General features: G+C 32.4%; 17 protein-coding genes and 1 tRNA gene. 9 read left to right on the plus strand and 9 right to left on the minus strand.

All coding sequences use genetic code 11. The features are described from left to right. Window positions 1-290: 290 nt before the first annotated feature. The gene (locus GCL57_RS14195; RefSeq protein ID WP_152214016.1) at window positions 291-959 is read left to right on the plus strand and encodes a M24 family metallopeptidase; all 669 of its coding nucleotides are present in this window, start codon (window positions 291-293) and stop codon (window positions 957-959) included. Between the two features lie 164 nt (window positions 960-1,123). Here the strand turns inward: GCL57_RS14195 and GCL57_RS14200 are convergent. Further along, window positions 1,124-1,214, minus strand: a tRNA-Ser gene (locus GCL57_RS14200). 203 nt (window positions 1,215-1,417) lie between these two features. Here GCL57_RS14200 and rplU point away from each other — a divergent pair. From rplU to GCL57_RS14235, 7 genes are all read left to right on the plus strand, one after another. Then, complete coding sequence (rplU, locus tag GCL57_RS14205; RefSeq protein WP_152214017.1) at window positions 1,418-1,744, plus strand: 50S ribosomal protein L21; 327 nt, start codon at window positions 1,418-1,420, stop codon at window positions 1,742-1,744. 103 nt (window positions 1,745-1,847) lie between these two features. Further along, window positions 1,848-2,114, plus strand: coding sequence for a 50S ribosomal protein L27 (gene rpmA, locus GCL57_RS14210; protein WP_152214018.1), 267 nt, complete (start codon window positions 1,848-1,850; stop codon window positions 2,112-2,114). 224 nt (window positions 2,115-2,338) lie between these two features. After that, window positions 2,339-3,367, plus strand: coding sequence for a GTPase ObgE (gene obgE, locus GCL57_RS14215; protein ID WP_152214019.1), 1,029 nt, complete (start codon window positions 2,339-2,341; stop codon window positions 3,365-3,367). 15 nt (window positions 3,368-3,382) lie between these two features. Continuing rightward, window positions 3,383-3,859, plus strand: coding sequence for a ribosome silencing factor (gene rsfS / locus GCL57_RS14220; RefSeq protein ID WP_152214020.1), 477 nt, complete (start codon window positions 3,383-3,385; stop codon window positions 3,857-3,859). Between the two features lie 5 nt (window positions 3,860-3,864). Beyond that, entirely contained in the window at window positions 3,865-4,374 is a 510-nt protein-coding gene (locus GCL57_RS14225; RefSeq protein WP_152214021.1) for a 23S rRNA (pseudouridine(1915)-N(3))-methyltransferase RlmH, read from the plus strand. A gap of 27 nt (window positions 4,375-4,401) precedes the next feature. Continuing rightward, window positions 4,402-5,163, plus strand: coding sequence for a hypothetical protein (locus GCL57_RS14230; protein ID WP_152214022.1), 762 nt, complete (start codon window positions 4,402-4,404; stop codon window positions 5,161-5,163). A gap of 362 nt (window positions 5,164-5,525) precedes the next feature. Beyond that, the gene (locus tag GCL57_RS14235) at window positions 5,526-5,936 is read left to right on the plus strand and encodes a septal ring lytic transglycosylase RlpA family protein (RefSeq protein WP_152214023.1); all 411 of its coding nucleotides are present in this window, start codon (window positions 5,526-5,528) and stop codon (window positions 5,934-5,936) included. On the opposite strand, the gene lptB is transcribed toward GCL57_RS14235, so the two are convergent. Genes lptB through GCL57_RS14260 form a run of 5 tightly spaced genes read right to left on the minus strand, consistent with a single transcriptional unit; the run spans window position 5,937 to window position 9,994 of the window. Continuing rightward, window positions 5,937-6,665 carry an LPS export ABC transporter ATP-binding protein gene (lptB, locus tag GCL57_RS14240; RefSeq protein WP_152214024.1) on the minus strand — a complete coding sequence of 243 codons (729 nt, stop codon included), beginning with the start codon at window positions 6,663-6,665 and terminating at the stop codon, window positions 5,937-5,939. A gap of 13 nt (window positions 6,666-6,678) precedes the next feature. Continuing rightward, window positions 6,679-7,371, minus strand: a complete 693-nt coding sequence (lptA, locus tag GCL57_RS14245) for a lipopolysaccharide transport periplasmic protein LptA (protein WP_152214025.1) — start codon at window positions 7,369-7,371, stop codon at window positions 6,679-6,681. A gap of 12 nt (window positions 7,372-7,383) precedes the next feature. Next, complete coding sequence (gene lptC / locus GCL57_RS14250; protein ID WP_152214026.1) at window positions 7,384-8,016, minus strand: LPS export ABC transporter periplasmic protein LptC; 633 nt, start codon at window positions 8,014-8,016, stop codon at window positions 7,384-7,386. Then, on the minus strand, window positions 8,016-8,591 hold the full coding sequence (locus GCL57_RS14255) for an aminodeoxychorismate/anthranilate synthase component II (protein ID WP_152214027.1): 576 nt from the start codon (window positions 8,589-8,591) through the stop codon (window positions 8,016-8,018). The genes lptC and GCL57_RS14255 overlap by 1 nt, the downstream gene beginning before the upstream one ends. Further along, on the minus strand, window positions 8,588-9,994 hold the full coding sequence (locus tag GCL57_RS14260) for a chorismate-binding protein (RefSeq protein WP_152214028.1): 1,407 nt from the start codon (window positions 9,992-9,994) through the stop codon (window positions 8,588-8,590). Before GCL57_RS14260 ends, GCL57_RS14255 begins: the two co-directional genes overlap by 4 nt. 119 nt (window positions 9,995-10,113) lie before the next feature. Here GCL57_RS14260 and GCL57_RS14265 point away from each other — a divergent pair, with 119 nt between their 5' ends. Beyond that, window positions 10,114-10,890 carry an AMP nucleosidase gene (locus GCL57_RS14265; protein ID WP_152214029.1) on the plus strand — a complete coding sequence of 259 codons (777 nt, stop codon included), beginning with the start codon at window positions 10,114-10,116 and terminating at the stop codon, window positions 10,888-10,890. Here the strand turns inward: GCL57_RS14265 and GCL57_RS14270 are convergent. From GCL57_RS14270 to GCL57_RS14280, 3 genes are all read right to left on the minus strand, one after another. Then, a complete protein-coding gene (locus GCL57_RS14270; protein ID WP_152214030.1) occupies window positions 10,887-12,941 on the minus strand; it encodes a S8 family serine peptidase in 2,055 nt (684 codons plus the stop codon). The two genes, GCL57_RS14265 and GCL57_RS14270, sit on opposite strands and share 4 nt — an antisense overlap. A 21-nt stretch (window positions 12,942-12,962) precedes the next feature. Then, entirely contained in the window at window positions 12,963-13,700 is a 738-nt protein-coding gene (locus GCL57_RS14275; RefSeq protein ID WP_152214031.1) for a hypothetical protein, read from the minus strand. Between the two features lie 227 nt (window positions 13,701-13,927). Beyond that, the gene (locus GCL57_RS14280) at window positions 13,928-14,965 is read right to left on the minus strand and encodes a methyltransferase (RefSeq protein WP_152214032.1); all 1,038 of its coding nucleotides are present in this window, start codon (window positions 14,963-14,965) and stop codon (window positions 13,928-13,930) included. Window positions 14,966-15,158 lie beyond the last annotated feature (193 nt).

Here is a 15,158-nt window from a genome sequence, read left to right on the forward strand (position 1 = left end):
GCTGATCTCACCTGTTGTCCTAAACACCGTTGCTGCCTTCCGACTCTGGCGGGTTCATTAGAAAAACACTAAGGGCTTGTAACCACCTCTCATGGTTGCTTTGTGGCATTCTAGCACACTTTCATTCCAAATGGAATGGCGGAGAGAGGGATTGGACTCTCGACTGAGACTCGTAGTACACCACAGTTTAATGGGTGTCAATGGGGAGAGTGTGTTGTGGGGGTCCTAAGCTTAGTGTTTTAATATTCTAAAAGTTATTTTTTCATTTCATGTAAAGAAAGATCGGATCTATGATTTTGAATCAACAAGAAGCAGAAAATATCAATAGCAATGCCATCGTTTCTATGGCAACTCAAGCGCGCAATAAAACATGGGATGCTGTGCATGAGATTAAAAATAGGATTCGCCCTGGAATGACTGAGTTAGAGGCAATTAAAATAGCAAATAGATATTTTGCAGATTGTGGAGTGCGCAGATTTTGGCATCAAACTCACATTCGCTTCGGTGAATCTACAATTTTAAGTTTTAATGACACCTATCGAGAAAATATTATTCTAAAAGAAAATGATATTTTTTATATAGACGTGGGTCCTGTTTGGGATGGTATTGAAGGTGACTGTGGCAATACTTTTGTCATGGGAGAGGGCTCGAAGTTTCTGCAGATCAAAAACGATATTAAAGTTTTATTTGATGATGTTCACCAATATTGGCTAAAAACGCAGGCGACAGGTCAGAAATTATGTGAATATTCTAGACAGCAAGTCGAAAAAATGGGTTATTTACTTTTACCTGAATATGTTAAAGGACATAGGCTTTCTGAATTTTCTCACTCCAAATATACAAATGCGGGTTTATTTGATCTCGATTTTTGCCCCTCTGCTGAAAGATGGATTCTTGAATTGCAAATATGTCACCCAAGTATGAAATTTGGTGCTTTTTATGAAGATCTTTTGCTTTAAAGGTATTGATATATAATTTTATTAGAATAAAAATAAAACTTAAGTATAAAAAAATATATTTACACAGGTGTTGGAAATGGTAGCTTTTTGGTGATTTTTTGTTTTAATTTTTAGATATACATAAGAGTTAAGTATGCAGCCACTGTATAGACAGCCATTTAAAATGGCGGAGAGAGAGGGATTCGAACCCTCGTTACGGTATTAGCGCAAACACGATTTCCAATCGTGCTCCTTCAGCCACTCGGACATCTCTCCACTGAGATTAAAATCCCTACCTGACCGTTTAAAAAAATGCAAGCAGCTTTCCATGAAAAAATAAACTTCTTGACCTATTTAGAAAATTGCACTATGAGCTAGCTTCCGACTCTTGTTGAGCCGTATTTATGGCGTGGTAGCGCTTACCTAAAAACCATATGTTAGCAGAAAGTTAGCATAAAAAGCGTATAAGGAATTCTATTGTGAGCAGTAAGACAAATTACGCAGTCGTTAATATTTTTGGTCGTCAGTACAAAGTTGCTGAAGGCGATAAAATCAAAGCAAGTTATATTGAAGCGGATGTAGGTACAACATTGCCTTTTTCTGAAGTTTTAATGATTAATAAAGCTGGTGAACTCAAGGTTGGAGCACCAACTATAAGCGGCGCCAAGGTAACAGCTCAAATTGTTGCTCATGGACGCGAAGACAAAGTGCTTGTTTTTAAATATCTTCGTAAAAACAAATCCAAGAAAATGCATGGTCACCGCCAGCCATTTACAACTTTATCTATCACTCACATTGAAGGTTAATTCTTTCTTTGCTGTTTAAGATAAAGAAATTATTGAGTTTTAAGTGTTTTTTTAAATTAAATCTCCCATGTATCTTATGGGAACCAAATAAGGATCTCGTACAATGGCAAGTAAAAAAGCCGGTGGTTCGACCAAAAACGGACGCGATAGTAATCCAAAATACCGTGGAGTAAAAACCTACGGTGGCGAAACAGTAAGAGCTGGTAACATCATCATCCGCCAAGTGGGAACAAAAATTCACCCAGGCACAAACGTTGGTATCGGCAGAGACTTTACCTTATTTGCAAAAATAGACGGTGAAGTTAAGTTCGAACACATAACTCGTGAACGTCAATGCGTTAGCGTTTATCCAGTAGACGCAAAAGCTTAAGAGTTACAGTTTCAATTTGTAGCCTCATTCTTTTTACTAAAAGCCAAGGTGCGTTTATAGTCTTTATGCGCAGCTTGGCTTTTTGTTTTGTCTCCTTCTTTGATGTAAGCAAGCTATTTTTATCATTAGCTTTTTTATATAAATGGGGGTGAATGATTTTTCGTTAAGATTGGAATTCATTCTCAGCTTTTACTATTTAATCAAATTTTTATGGTGGCATTTTTATGAAATTTATCGATACAGCTGAAATCAAAGTAAAAGCAGGGGATGGTGGGATAGGCATGTCTCATTTTCGCCGCGAAAAATATGTTCCAGCTGGAGGTCCTGATGGTGGCAACGGTGGCAATGGTGGTGATGTTTTTCTCTATGCAACTGAAGGCTTATCAACATTACTCGATTTTCGTTATCAACGTTTTCATGAAGCTGAAGCGGGCGGAAAAGGTGGTACGAATAACCGCCAAGGGCGTTGTGGAGATGAGCTTATATTAAAAGTCCCTTGTGGCACCGTTGCACTTGATTCTGAAAGCGGAGAAATTATTGGCGAAGTTTTATATGAAGGACATAAATTATTAGTTGCTAAAGGGGGTAAAGGGGGAATTGGTAACACTGTTTTTACAACAGCTCGAAATCAAGCTCCAACTAAAACTATCCCTCCAATAGTAGGAGAAAGTAAATCACTTCGCTTAGAACTTAAAATGATTGCAGATGTTGGTATTATTGGGAGCCCTAATGCAGGAAAAAGTACACTTATTACAGTGATTTCTGCCGCGCGTCCGAAAGTAGCAGACTATCCTTTTACAACTCTTGTACCCACTCTTGGTGTTGTGAGCCATAAGGAAGCCAATCCATTTGTTGTAGCGGATGTTCCAGGGCTTATTCCTGGAGCAAGTCAAGGAAAAGGATTAGGTCACGATTTTTTACGTCACATTGAAAGAACTCGTGTACTTGTTCACCTAATTGATGGTAGTCAAGAAACTGCTGAGGCTATGATTTCAGACTTTGATGGTATTTTAGAAGAACTTCGTCTTTACGATAAGACATTATTAGAACGCCCCAGAATTACGGTGGTTTCTAAAGTTGATTCTCTTTCGGGTGAGGAAACCGAGGCTCCTCTTAATAACACTGAAGCTTTAAATGGTTTTCGCAATTATTTAAAATTAAAGAAAACACCTTATCTTGAAATCAGCTCTGCCTATAGAATTGGTATATCTGAAATGCTTGATAAACTTATAGAAGTTCTTGGGCAAAAATAATATTGGAGAGTTTTGATGACTGATTTTAGTACAAGCATGATGATCGGCGAGAGATCATTTACCCACGAAGAAATTGCTATGCTCGCAATTGCAGCTGCAGAAGAGAAAAAAGCTGTGCGGCCTGTTGTTATGGATCTTACGAGTCAAGGTGCTTTTACAGAGCTTTTTGCTATTTTAAGTGCTTCAAATACAAGACAAGTTTATGCAGCCGCTGAAGCTGTTCGTCATTTTTTTAAGACTCATTTTGGTATGTCTCCTGTCACAGTTGATGGAATGGAAAACTGTACTTGGGTACTTATCGATTATGGCTTTTTATTTGTTCACATTTTTCAAGAGCCAACGCGCGAACTTTATCAATTGGAACAGCTTTGGAGCAAAGCGCATATGCTTCCAGTCAGTGAAGATAAATGCCAAGAGCTTTATAAAGAAGTTATAAATTTAACTAAATCGATGGAAGTGAGTGATGACCAAGCTCAAGAAGCCTCACTTTAAAAATTATGCGTTATATTTTTATAACTCCATGGAAATTACCAAAAAATTCACTCCTGTATGATTTCATACAGGAGTTTTTAGGTCGGATATCTAAGTTCACTCCAGTCCAGCATATTTCTCCACCTGCTACAATTCACTCCAATGAATTATCTGCTTTTTATGCAAAAGAAATAAAGAAAATATCCGTGGAAAAACCATTGTGTTTTGCCTTAGATGAAAACGGCGATAGTGTAAATAGCAGTGAACTCTCTAAATCACTTGAACAGTGTGAATTAAAAGGTGAGAAATATATTCTTTTTTGCTTAGGAGGAGCTTATGGTTTGCCTGAAGAGCTGAAAGCTCTTGTGCGTGTTGAACTCATTTCTCTTTCAAAAATGACTTTCCCTCACGAAATGGCTTTTGCTGTTTTAGTGGAACAAGTTTATAGAGCGCGCTGTATTTTATCAAATCACCCTTACCATCATGGAGATAAATCTCCACTTGCTATGAGTATTAAAAGCCAATTTAAAAAATGAAATCTGTTTTCAAATTGGAGAATAGGGTTGATATACAATTTCTCTCGCTGTTATCTTTGTAAGAAAAAAGTAAAAAATAGTATTAAAATTCTATGTGAATCATGTTTTTCTATTGCGCAAAAGCGTGAATGTTTATTTTGTATGCGTTGCGGAAAAATGAATTGTTTGGGCTGCGAAGATTTATTCGAATTTTCTAGAGTCATGAGTTTTTACAAGTATTGTCCAGAGTTTTCAAAAATTTTAGTATTGGCTAAGGATAATAATGATTGTAATGCGCAAAAATTATTTTATGAATTATTTTATAATCCAATTAAAAACTTTCTACAAAATTATATTTTTGAAAATAAAATTGAATATGTTGTACTTTCTCCATTACGGAAAGAAAGAATTCTTAATTCTGGTTGGCATACCAATATTTTTTTTCAACATATTTTAGAAAGTATAACTGAAAATTTGAAAAATAAAAATTTTCTTATTTATATATATTATCCACACATTTTAGGTTCATCAAAAAAGAATGCAATTAAAAGTAAGCTTGAAAGACGTTATAATTATTCAAATTTAATTGAACAAAAAATAAGTTGGCACTGTGCAAATGGAAATAAAAAACTTATTTGGGACAATAATAAAAATTTGTTATTGTTAGACGATGTGTTAACGACGGGAAGAACAGCAAGACAGCTCATAAATTCAATTCAGCAAGTGAATAATAATAATTTATGGAGTCTTTTTACTATTTTTAGATCACCTCAAAAGGAGGATGAGAATTTGCTTAAAAATAATTCATAAAAAGTGAGAAAGTTAGAAATCGATATATTAAATGTATATAAGACAATTAAAGTAAAGTCAAAAATATCAATAATGCAAACAAAACAAGCAAAATATATTTCTTTTTCAAATTAATTTTGCTTAAATATTAATCAAAAAATCTCGGCAAAAAATAATTTTGTATTTAATTTCTGATGAGAGACTAAAGAAATTTCTTTTTTTTTATTTTATTTTTCTATGTCAATTTTTTTATAACTACTTTTTGCAGCTTTCATGCTGAATACTGTTTTGCTAGCTTTGTATAGAGTGTGTCTCAGGTGACTCTCATCTTTTAAAAATGTGTAAAGAATTTATATTACACAATAACTCTCGTGGAATATTTAATGAAGTTATTAAGTATAGGCTCTGCTTTTATTATATTACTTTTTGTTTTTAGTGGTTGCACTACCACTAAAAAAGAATGGGGTAGTAAAAAAGAGAAAATAAATTATGAACATACTTTTGTAGAAAGTGGGTATGCTTCCTTTTATGGAAAAGGATTTGCGGGTAAGCCAACTGCAAGTGGAAAAATTTATGATCCGGGTTTATTAACTGCTGCAAGCAAAACTTTGCCATTACACTCTCGTGTATTAGTTAAAGATGTTAAAACAGGTCGATTTGTTGTCGTGACAATCAATGATAAAGGGCCTTTTATTCCTGGCAGAGTTATTGATTTAAGTGTGGCAGCCGCGAAAAAGCTTGGAATCATGAGAAAGGGTGTTGCTAAAGTCGAGGTTTTTTTAGTCAAAAATTAATTAAAATGTAAAATTCTCTCCAAGATAAACTTGTTTTACTTTTTCGTTTGAAGCTACATCTTCAGGTAATCCCTCGGCAAGTATTTTTCCAGAAGCTAAAACATAAGCTCTATCGCACAATGTAAGTGTTTCACGAACATTATGATCAGTAATGAGCACTCCTAAATTTTCTTCTACCACAAGTTTTTTTATGAGCTCTTGTATTTCTGCAACTGTAACAGGGTCAATCCCTGCAAAAGGTTCATCGAGCAGTAAAAAGCGAGGAGAAATAACTAAAGTTCTTGCGATTTCAAGCCTTCTTCTTTCGCCACCAGAAAGACTTAGACCTAAACTTTTTCTAATATGGCCTATACCAAATTGTTCTATTAATTTTTCTAAGAGCAATGTTCGATTTTTTCTGGGAACCCCCCAGACTTCCATAATAGCTCTCAAGTTGTCTTCTACTGAAAGTTTACGAAATACACTTGAATTTTGAGGTAAATATCCTATGCCTAGGCGAGCTCTTTTATGAATTGGCAATTCAGTGATAATGTCCTTATCAATTCTTACGATGCCCGAACTTGGCTTTAATAAACCAACTGTCATATAAAAACTTGTTGTCTTCCCTGCTCCATTTGGACCGAGAAGACCAACCACTTCACCTCTATTTACATGAAAACTCACGTCATCTACGACCGTACGTGTTCCAAACTTTCGGATTAAATTAGAAGATTTTAGTTGGTTGTTCATCTTTTAAATACCCTTATAAATTATTCTTTTTTTCTGTTATTTTATTGTCTTTGCTAAAACTATTTGTTGATTTTGGATCAATTGTCCCATGCGGATCTTTTAGACTTATATCACCTGTGTTTAAATTAATTGTAATAATTTCTGCATTTACAAATTCTTTATTACGCCAAACCTTTGCTTTTCCAGTTAGTACCATTATTTTCTCTGGAACTTGAAATTCAATTTCATTTGCAACAGCTCTTATTTCTGGTGTATTTGAAGTGCCTTTTTTATAAATATTCACATTTCCTGTTGCGATTGCTTTTTTTACAGTGGTGGAGCCAGACCCAAAGGTTTTTCCTTGGCTACTTATAATTTGTGCTTTATTTGCCGTTAATTTTAAATCATCTTGTATAATGACTACATTGCCAATTAAATTTAAAACCCCGGTTTTGCGTGATCCCTCAGCACTGTTTCCTTCAAAATACACGGGGGCATTTTGATTGTGATTTGCCAAATCATTTTTTAAATCATTGTCATTTTTTGGTGAGCCTGATTTTTTGCTTATTTCAATCTCATTTTTTTTCTTTTCTTTTGGTTTTATTGATTCATTATTATTTTGATATTCATAATCTTCTGGAAGATTTTTCTTGAAGTCTGCTTTTATTTCAAATGAAATTAAAAAAGTTAAAACTATTGTCGATCGTATTAAATTAAAATAAAGCATATTTTTTCTTTCTTATTTCAACTTATTTTTATTGTCTTCAGGTAAACTTATTTTTCCATCGACATCGGATTTAATTTTAAACTCTTCATCTTTAATGGAATAAGAAAATCCTTTTCCTTTTAATTTTCCCTGAGGACCATTAGATTCAATTTTACTATCTGATTGAATATTTTGATTTATCATATCTATATAAATATTTTTTGTTTTTCCAATATTCTCATTAAAATTAAATGAAACCTCATCTGGAAGAATCGCATATTTAATTCGACTATTTGCTCCCACGGATAAAGCGGTTTGTCCTTCTTTTTCATCGATAAGTTCCATTTGTCCAGTTGCTCTTGTCGTTTTGATAACTGAAGATTCTTTTTGTTGATTATCAAAAGTTTTATAAACCAAATTTCCTATTGCTTCAAAATGATTGTCGGTAAAATAAATTATTTTATCGCCAGAAAATGAATATTTTAAATAACCATTCTCATATGAACGTGTTTGAAATTTGTTCACACTGCTCGTTGGCAATATCAAATTTTCTGAATTTAATTGAGCTTGAAAAATCTCACTGGATTCATCAAGATATCTTTTCTGATACCAAAGCAAGAGTGCTATGGTGACTATAAATAAAAATGCATACAAGCGACCTAACATTAAACAAACCCTAAAAAAGCATTTAGAAAAGAATCCCCCCCAGGGCTTGCGAAGCTTTCTGGATGAAATTGAACACCAATACGTGCAAGATGTTTATGCTCAGCAATTAAGCTGAATCCGCTCTCATTTGCAAGTGATACTACACTGTTTGAAAAAATAGGATCGGATGATTTGCAACCAAGGGAATTATACAAGACAACACTTCCTTTTGGGGTCATGTTCTTAATAAATTTTGATTCTTTACAGTCAATAATTTCAACTTGACAGCCATGAATAGGAATAGGGTTTATCTGTTCAACGATCCCACCTTCAGCGAGTAAGAAAATTTGATGTCCCAAGCATACACCTAAAAATGGTATATGTTCTGGAATCCGTTTGTAAAGTTCAATTGATTCAAGGTATTCGCTTGGATGTCCTGGCCCCGGAGAAAAAATAATAGCTTTGTATTGACTTAAATCTTTTAGTAAGCTTATTTCATTATAAGATATAATTTTTAATTCAACATTCTTTGCTATAAACCAACTCGTTAAATTATATGAAAATGAATCGTAGTGATCAATAAAAAGGAGTGTCATACTGGGCTTTCAATAGCGTGCAAAAATGAATTGAGCTTAATTAAAAATTCTTCGTATTCACTTTTTGCGTTAGAAAGAGTTGTTATTCCTGCGCCTACTCCGCAATAGACGCCTCTTTCCCCTTTGTATACACTTCTAATTAAAATTGTAGAATCAAAATCTCCATTCTCTTCTAATATGCCACAAATACCTGTGTAATAACCCCTTTTAACATTTTCTAATTGTGAAATGATTTCGCAGACTCTCTTTTTTGGGGTGCCACTTATTGAGCCTGCAGGGAGCATAGCTTCTAGACAGTCACCAAGAGTTTTATCCATTTTAAGAGTTCCTAGAATTGAGCTTTGCATTTGAATAAGTTTTCCAGCAATTCTTGCATAAAATGGTCGATAAACATGTACGCTTCCTGCTTGGCAAACGAGATTTAAGTCGTTGCGCATAAGATCAACAACCAATGTGTGTTCATATATTTCTTTTTTATCAGCCCAAATTGCTTTTGCGTCTGAGAGAGTTGGGATGTTGCTATTGCTTTTTAGGGTGCCTTTAATAGGTTCTGTTGTCATTTTATTATCATGTGAATAAATAAATCTTTCTGGTGAAAAACATGATAATCCAACTTTCATATCATGATAATATATTCCGTAGCGTGATTTGATTTTTAACCAAGCAGTAATAAAATGAGTCATTGAGATAAAATATGTTTTTTCATTAAGTGGAATGGTTGAAGTTAAATTAGCAAGATAGCAATCACCTTTATTCATAAAGTCTTTCGCTTTTTCTATTGTTTCAATAATTTCTTTATCTAAAAAACTATTATTCTTTTGCTTATTTTCTGGTAGTGATAAGTTTACATTCTCATGATAAATATTATAATTATTTATAGATTTATTATTAAAAATAGAGAGTATTTGTTGGAATAAACTGTTTATAAAATCTTTTTTTTCATTGTAATTGAAAATGTTTAAATCGAGCCCATCATGAGAAATATGCAGTCTGACTTCAAATTTAGAATCAATGACATATGAACTCTCTTCTTTATGAGAGTTTTCATAAGGAGTTACAAAAAAGAGCGGAGAGTTTGCTGATTTTTTTAATAAAGTATAAAAATTATTGATATTTTTTGTTGATAATCGTTTTGAAGTATTGCAAAAAAAACGTAATATAATTGAATTATTTTCGGAAGAATATATATTTTGGTATTGACTTGGTAGTATATTCGTAGCAATAAAATTATTACCTATTTCAAATTCAAACCCTTCACATGCTTGAATTTGAAAATGACAAACTATATTTTGTTTAAAATATTTTTCAAACATGTCTGATAATAATAAAATATTTTGAGAAAAATAATCTAAATTTTTTAATGCAGACTTATTTTTATAAGAGATTTTCAGGTTGTTTGTCATTTTTTCGACCCTTTATTTATGAAAGAAAATCACTTTTTTATTCTCAACGGCTTGATCAAGGTATTGCTTACCGAGCTAAAAAGCGTATAGAATAAAAATGAAGTTTTGAGGAGTTTTTTATGAAGACAAAAGCAGAAATTTGTAAAAATTGGCTACCCCGTTATACCGGAACAAAAATTGATGACTTTGCAGATTATATTTTGCTTACGAATTTTCAGACTTATGTTAATCGTTTCGCTGAAATGACAGGAACAACTGTTGCAGGTCTTGACCGTGCGATGCCAAATGCAACCTGTAAAAAATCAAATGTATCTATCATCAATTTTGGTATGGGTTCAGCTAATGCTGCAACAATAATGGATCTTTTGGGGGCTCGGTCTCCCAAAGCCGTTTTATTTCTTGGTAAATGTGGAGGGTTAAAACACTCCACAGAAATAGGTCATTTTATATTACCAATTGCAGCTATTCGTGGGGAAGGAACATCTAATGACTATTTTCCACCTGAAGTGCCAGCAATGCCATCATTTAAGCTCCATAAATTTGTTTCACAAAAAATAGTGGAAGCCGGTTATGATTACCGGACAGGTGTTGTTTATACAACAAATCGAAGAGTTTGGGAACATGATCAATCTTTTCTTAAGCGTTTGCACAATATGAAGTGCATTGCAATCGATATGGAGACGGCAACCGTTCTTATGGTTGGTCTTTATAACGAAATTGCCCGTGGTGCTTTATTGGTGGTTTCCGATGTGCCTATTACCCCTGAAGGCGTAAAAACTGAAGCAGGTGATAAACATGTTTCAGCAAAATGGACTGACGCACATATTCAATTAGGTATCGATAGCCTAAAAGATCTCGAGTCAAAGGGTGAGCCCATTAAGCATTTTAAATATTAATTTTTATGTCCAATAATATTGAGTTTCCAAGCAGCAAATTGAAAGAATGTTAAAGAGTTATTTGGATCAATAGTATTGTGATTTTTCAAAATAATTCGCCATTTCCCTTTGGAGTTTTCTTCATAAAAAGCATTTGATGTATATGCTGCATTATGAGAGTCTTTATCATCATAAAAGTTTGCTGGATATTGAGCTCCTGTTACCTTTTGATCAAATTTAATGAGTGAGTTTCCTGGGTACAACAAAGTGCTATGTGTGCCACTGGGAGAAATGATTTCCACAGAAATACCATCAGCTTTATAAGCATCAAAATATGGAGTCACCTGAATGGCTTCAATAATTGTTTCATCCGGAACTTCAATTTCATGGAAAAAACTATTTCCAGCTTGAATACGCGGTTCGCGGCCTAATAGCTCTTGCATGTTTCCAGATTTGTACCATTTTTCTTCACTTGGTTTATTTTCAAATGGCGATTTATAATTATTTATAGCCATTTGAATAGCTTTGTCGGCATCAATTAAACCAAAGCCATAATAGTTATGAAAAGAATTACCAGCTGCATTTACAGTCCAGCCTTTATTCCATAACTCACTAAAGCTATTGTTGAACTCTCCAATTTTTTCAAGTATTTTTATACAACTTGGTTTGGGATCTGGAGTTAATTTATCTTTATTCGCAGTTTTGGCTAAAATGTATTTTACGTCTCTAAAACTCAATTTTGGATTGGCTTCCAGCATAAGAGCAATGACTCCAGTAATTGAGGGTGCTGCCGCAGATGTTCCAGTAAACTCAGCAGTATAATTAAACATTTCATTTTCAGGCAAAATTCCTTTATCAAAATCTGTTCTAGAATGAAGATCTTTTTCACGTCCAGCAATGCGTGTGGTGAGAATTTTAGGAAATGAGTTGGGTTGTAATGGAGAACGTCTATAAACTCCGTCGCTAACGGTTGGGGAGCTTTCACCTCCACCTAACCCTGTGATCCAAATATTTGCACCAATGCTAGAATAATAAGCGATATTTCCATTTGCACTTAATGCAGAAACTGTAATTATATAAGGATTTGTCGTTTGGTCATCCATAATAGAAAGATGAGGTCGTATTGCTTTTAAAATTTCTATTTGATTTTCTGTTAGAGAGTGAAACGAATTTTCATCTATTGAATTAGTATATAATCTGAAAACTTCTTTTTTAAATTTTTCGAGGAGTTTTTCAAGGGATTTTTCTTCAGAATCTTTAGATGTTTTTTTATCTATTTGCAAAACTAGTTTTTGCGCGATAATTTTAGCGACATCTAAAGCAATCTTTGCATCACAGGTGTAATTGCCTGCTAGTTTTACTATTATAAAGCCTTTCTCATTATCTCTTTGTGATTTTTTTATTTTTTCATATAAGATTTCATCTTGTTCATCAACATAGAAAATATGAGGAATAAATTCTGAGTTAGAATAGCTTTCATTAATTAAATGAATTTTCTTATCTAATGCATTATTATAGATTTTCATTTTCATATTAAAATCTGATATTATTGTACGATCTAATACTTCGGACATATAATTTGCAGAGGCTAATTTAACCGCAGGTGCAATACCACGAAAGCCATTTTCTTTATTATATGACCCTCCAATCATACCAGCAACATTTGTGCCATGATCATTCTCTTTTTTATCTAATAAATTGAAGTTACTTAAATTTGCATTTGGATTATTTACAAAATCTAAAGATGAATTTTCTAATAAATTTTCTTTTAGATCTTGATGGCTAAAATCAATTCCAGTATCACTTACGAGAACATTAATTCCTTTTCCAGTATAAAAGTTTGGGAAAGGTAAATTCAAATCGATGCCTGGTGTCGCATTTATTTTGGAATATGTTTTTTGCCCAGTGTTTTTTAAATACCATTGCTGGTCAAATATAATTCCACTCCCTTTGATAATATCATCAGAATGACCTGAAGAACTTAAGTTATTATTACTAATAGAGGAATTTCTTGAGCAAGACATAAAGAGCAAAAGAAATAGCAAACTAGATTTTTTTATAACAGATAACATATTAATCCTTAAGTAAAAATTTTATTGAGGTAAAGAAAAAGTATTGATGATTTCAAGATTTGCCGATTTGATTGAAGAACTCCCTTTAATTTTACTTATAGTTTGAATTATATTAGTTTTTCTTTTAGTTCTAACAACATAAACGTTGTCTGAGGGATAGGAAGAAACTATGTTTACATTATATTTATTTGAAAAGTGATTCATACTACTTATTTCTTTTTTTGTGCGAAGTATGATAAAACCATTTACTATTCCAATTCTAGAATTACTTTTATCAAATGTGACTAATGAGTAATTAGTATTGAAATTTGTGGGGGAAGCTTTAATCCCCGTATTTTTTGAGCTGATATAGTAAAGATATCTATCTTCCCATAAAATTTCATAGTTCGGGTTTTTCAGATTTTTTTTATCAATAGCAAGTACTTTTGAAGCAAAATAACAATTTTTATTCCCAGGAACTTTCTCACTTGCAGATTTTTCTAAGAATTTTTTAAAAGTAAATTCATTGTATTTTAATTTTTCTGTGGTTTTATATTCATATTTGTCTTCATCTTCAAATAAAGTATCTCTTTCATCATTCTTGCTTTGTTCAATTTCATTTGAAATGCTCTTATTTTCGATTACTATTATATCTTGTTGATTTTTGATAGGTGAATATTCTTGCGGAATACTGATTTGATTGTTATTTTTTATATATTTTATTCCAATAAAAATTGATATTCCAAAAAATATGAATATTAAAGTTTTTTTATATTTCAATTTAATCTCCAAAAATTATAAGTAGAATTTAATAAATAATTCATGCAATATAAATCGGAAAGAAAAGTCGTAAATTTAATATAAAAAAATGACTGATGGGAATTTTTTGCGGGTATAAAAATTGGTAAAAAAGAAAAAATTTTCTGATGAATTAGCTAGAAATATATTAAAGGTCAATAAAAAAAATTAAGCGATTTTTCAAAATTATCGCTTAATTTTTCCAAAGATCAAATTGATTTAACTTCAATTAAGCAGGTCATATTTAAAATATTCTTAGCATTGACTCTCTTAAGTCCAGCACTATGGAATACTTTGTCAAACTCATTAAAAGTTCTTTCTTTGCCGCTTGTCATTAGGAGCATTGTTAAATCCATACTTCTGCCCATGATGGGCTCTATGGATCCTTCTAGTGCTGCTTCAACGAGATAAATTTTTCCATTTTCATTTAATGCATTGCGACAGTTCAGCAAAATTTGTGTTGCCTTTTCGTCACTCCAATTATGAATTATATTTGACATAATTATACAATCTACTTTAAAAGGAAGGGGCTTAAAGAAGTCGCCATGTACAAGATCCACTCTATTTTTGTGTTGAAAATGCTCCATCTCATTCATTGCTTTGTCTATGACACTTTTTTGATCAAATAGAATACCTTTTAAATGAGAATGATGTGCAATAATATTTCTTAAAGTAGCTCCAGAGCCTCCACCAATATCGGCAATTGATTCAACCGATTTTAAATCCATTTCATTAGGAATTTCATTGTTAAAATATTCAGATAGACCACGCATTGCTAAATCAAAATTCTCTGCTATTTTTGGATTCTTTTGAAGATAACTATACAGATTGTCATTATAAGCAATTTCAAATCCACTTTTTTCTATTTTTAAAGTGTTATCTAAATTATTGGTGGCATTTTGAAATTCATCACTCCAAAGCATAGTTAAATTTGCTAAACTTCCTTTACTATCTGGTAGAAGTTTTTCCCCTAAAGCCGTTAATTTAAAGCAATGCTCATTTGTTTCTTTAATTACTGTTAAGTGTTCTAAATTTTTAAGAACTCGATATAGCCTATCTGGTATAAACCCAAGTTTTTTTGCTAAATCCTTTGTGTTTTCAGTACCACTGTGAATAAGTGAAAATATTCCATACTTTACACCTATTTGAATACATTTTGAATTTAGGCTTGCCGATAACATTCCATGAATTTTTAATTCATCAGTTGAACTATAGATATCGAAAAAATTTTGCTGTGATTTTTGCATAATATTCTCCTTAATATATGTTTTGACTGAGAAGCATCCATAATATAAAGCAATGTTTTTAAAAAGCAAACAATTTTTATAGAAATTTTTAATATTAAACTTATATTTATTTTGTTATTTATAGTAAAGTTTACAAAAAATATATTATTTAACTTCAAGTGACCATTCTAGAACTTGCTTTATGTGACTAAAT

The organism is Fluviispira multicolorata (genome assembly GCF_009208585.1).
Taxonomy (GTDB): domain Bacteria; phylum Bdellovibrionota_B; class Oligoflexia; order Silvanigrellales; family Silvanigrellaceae; genus Silvanigrella; species Silvanigrella multicolorata.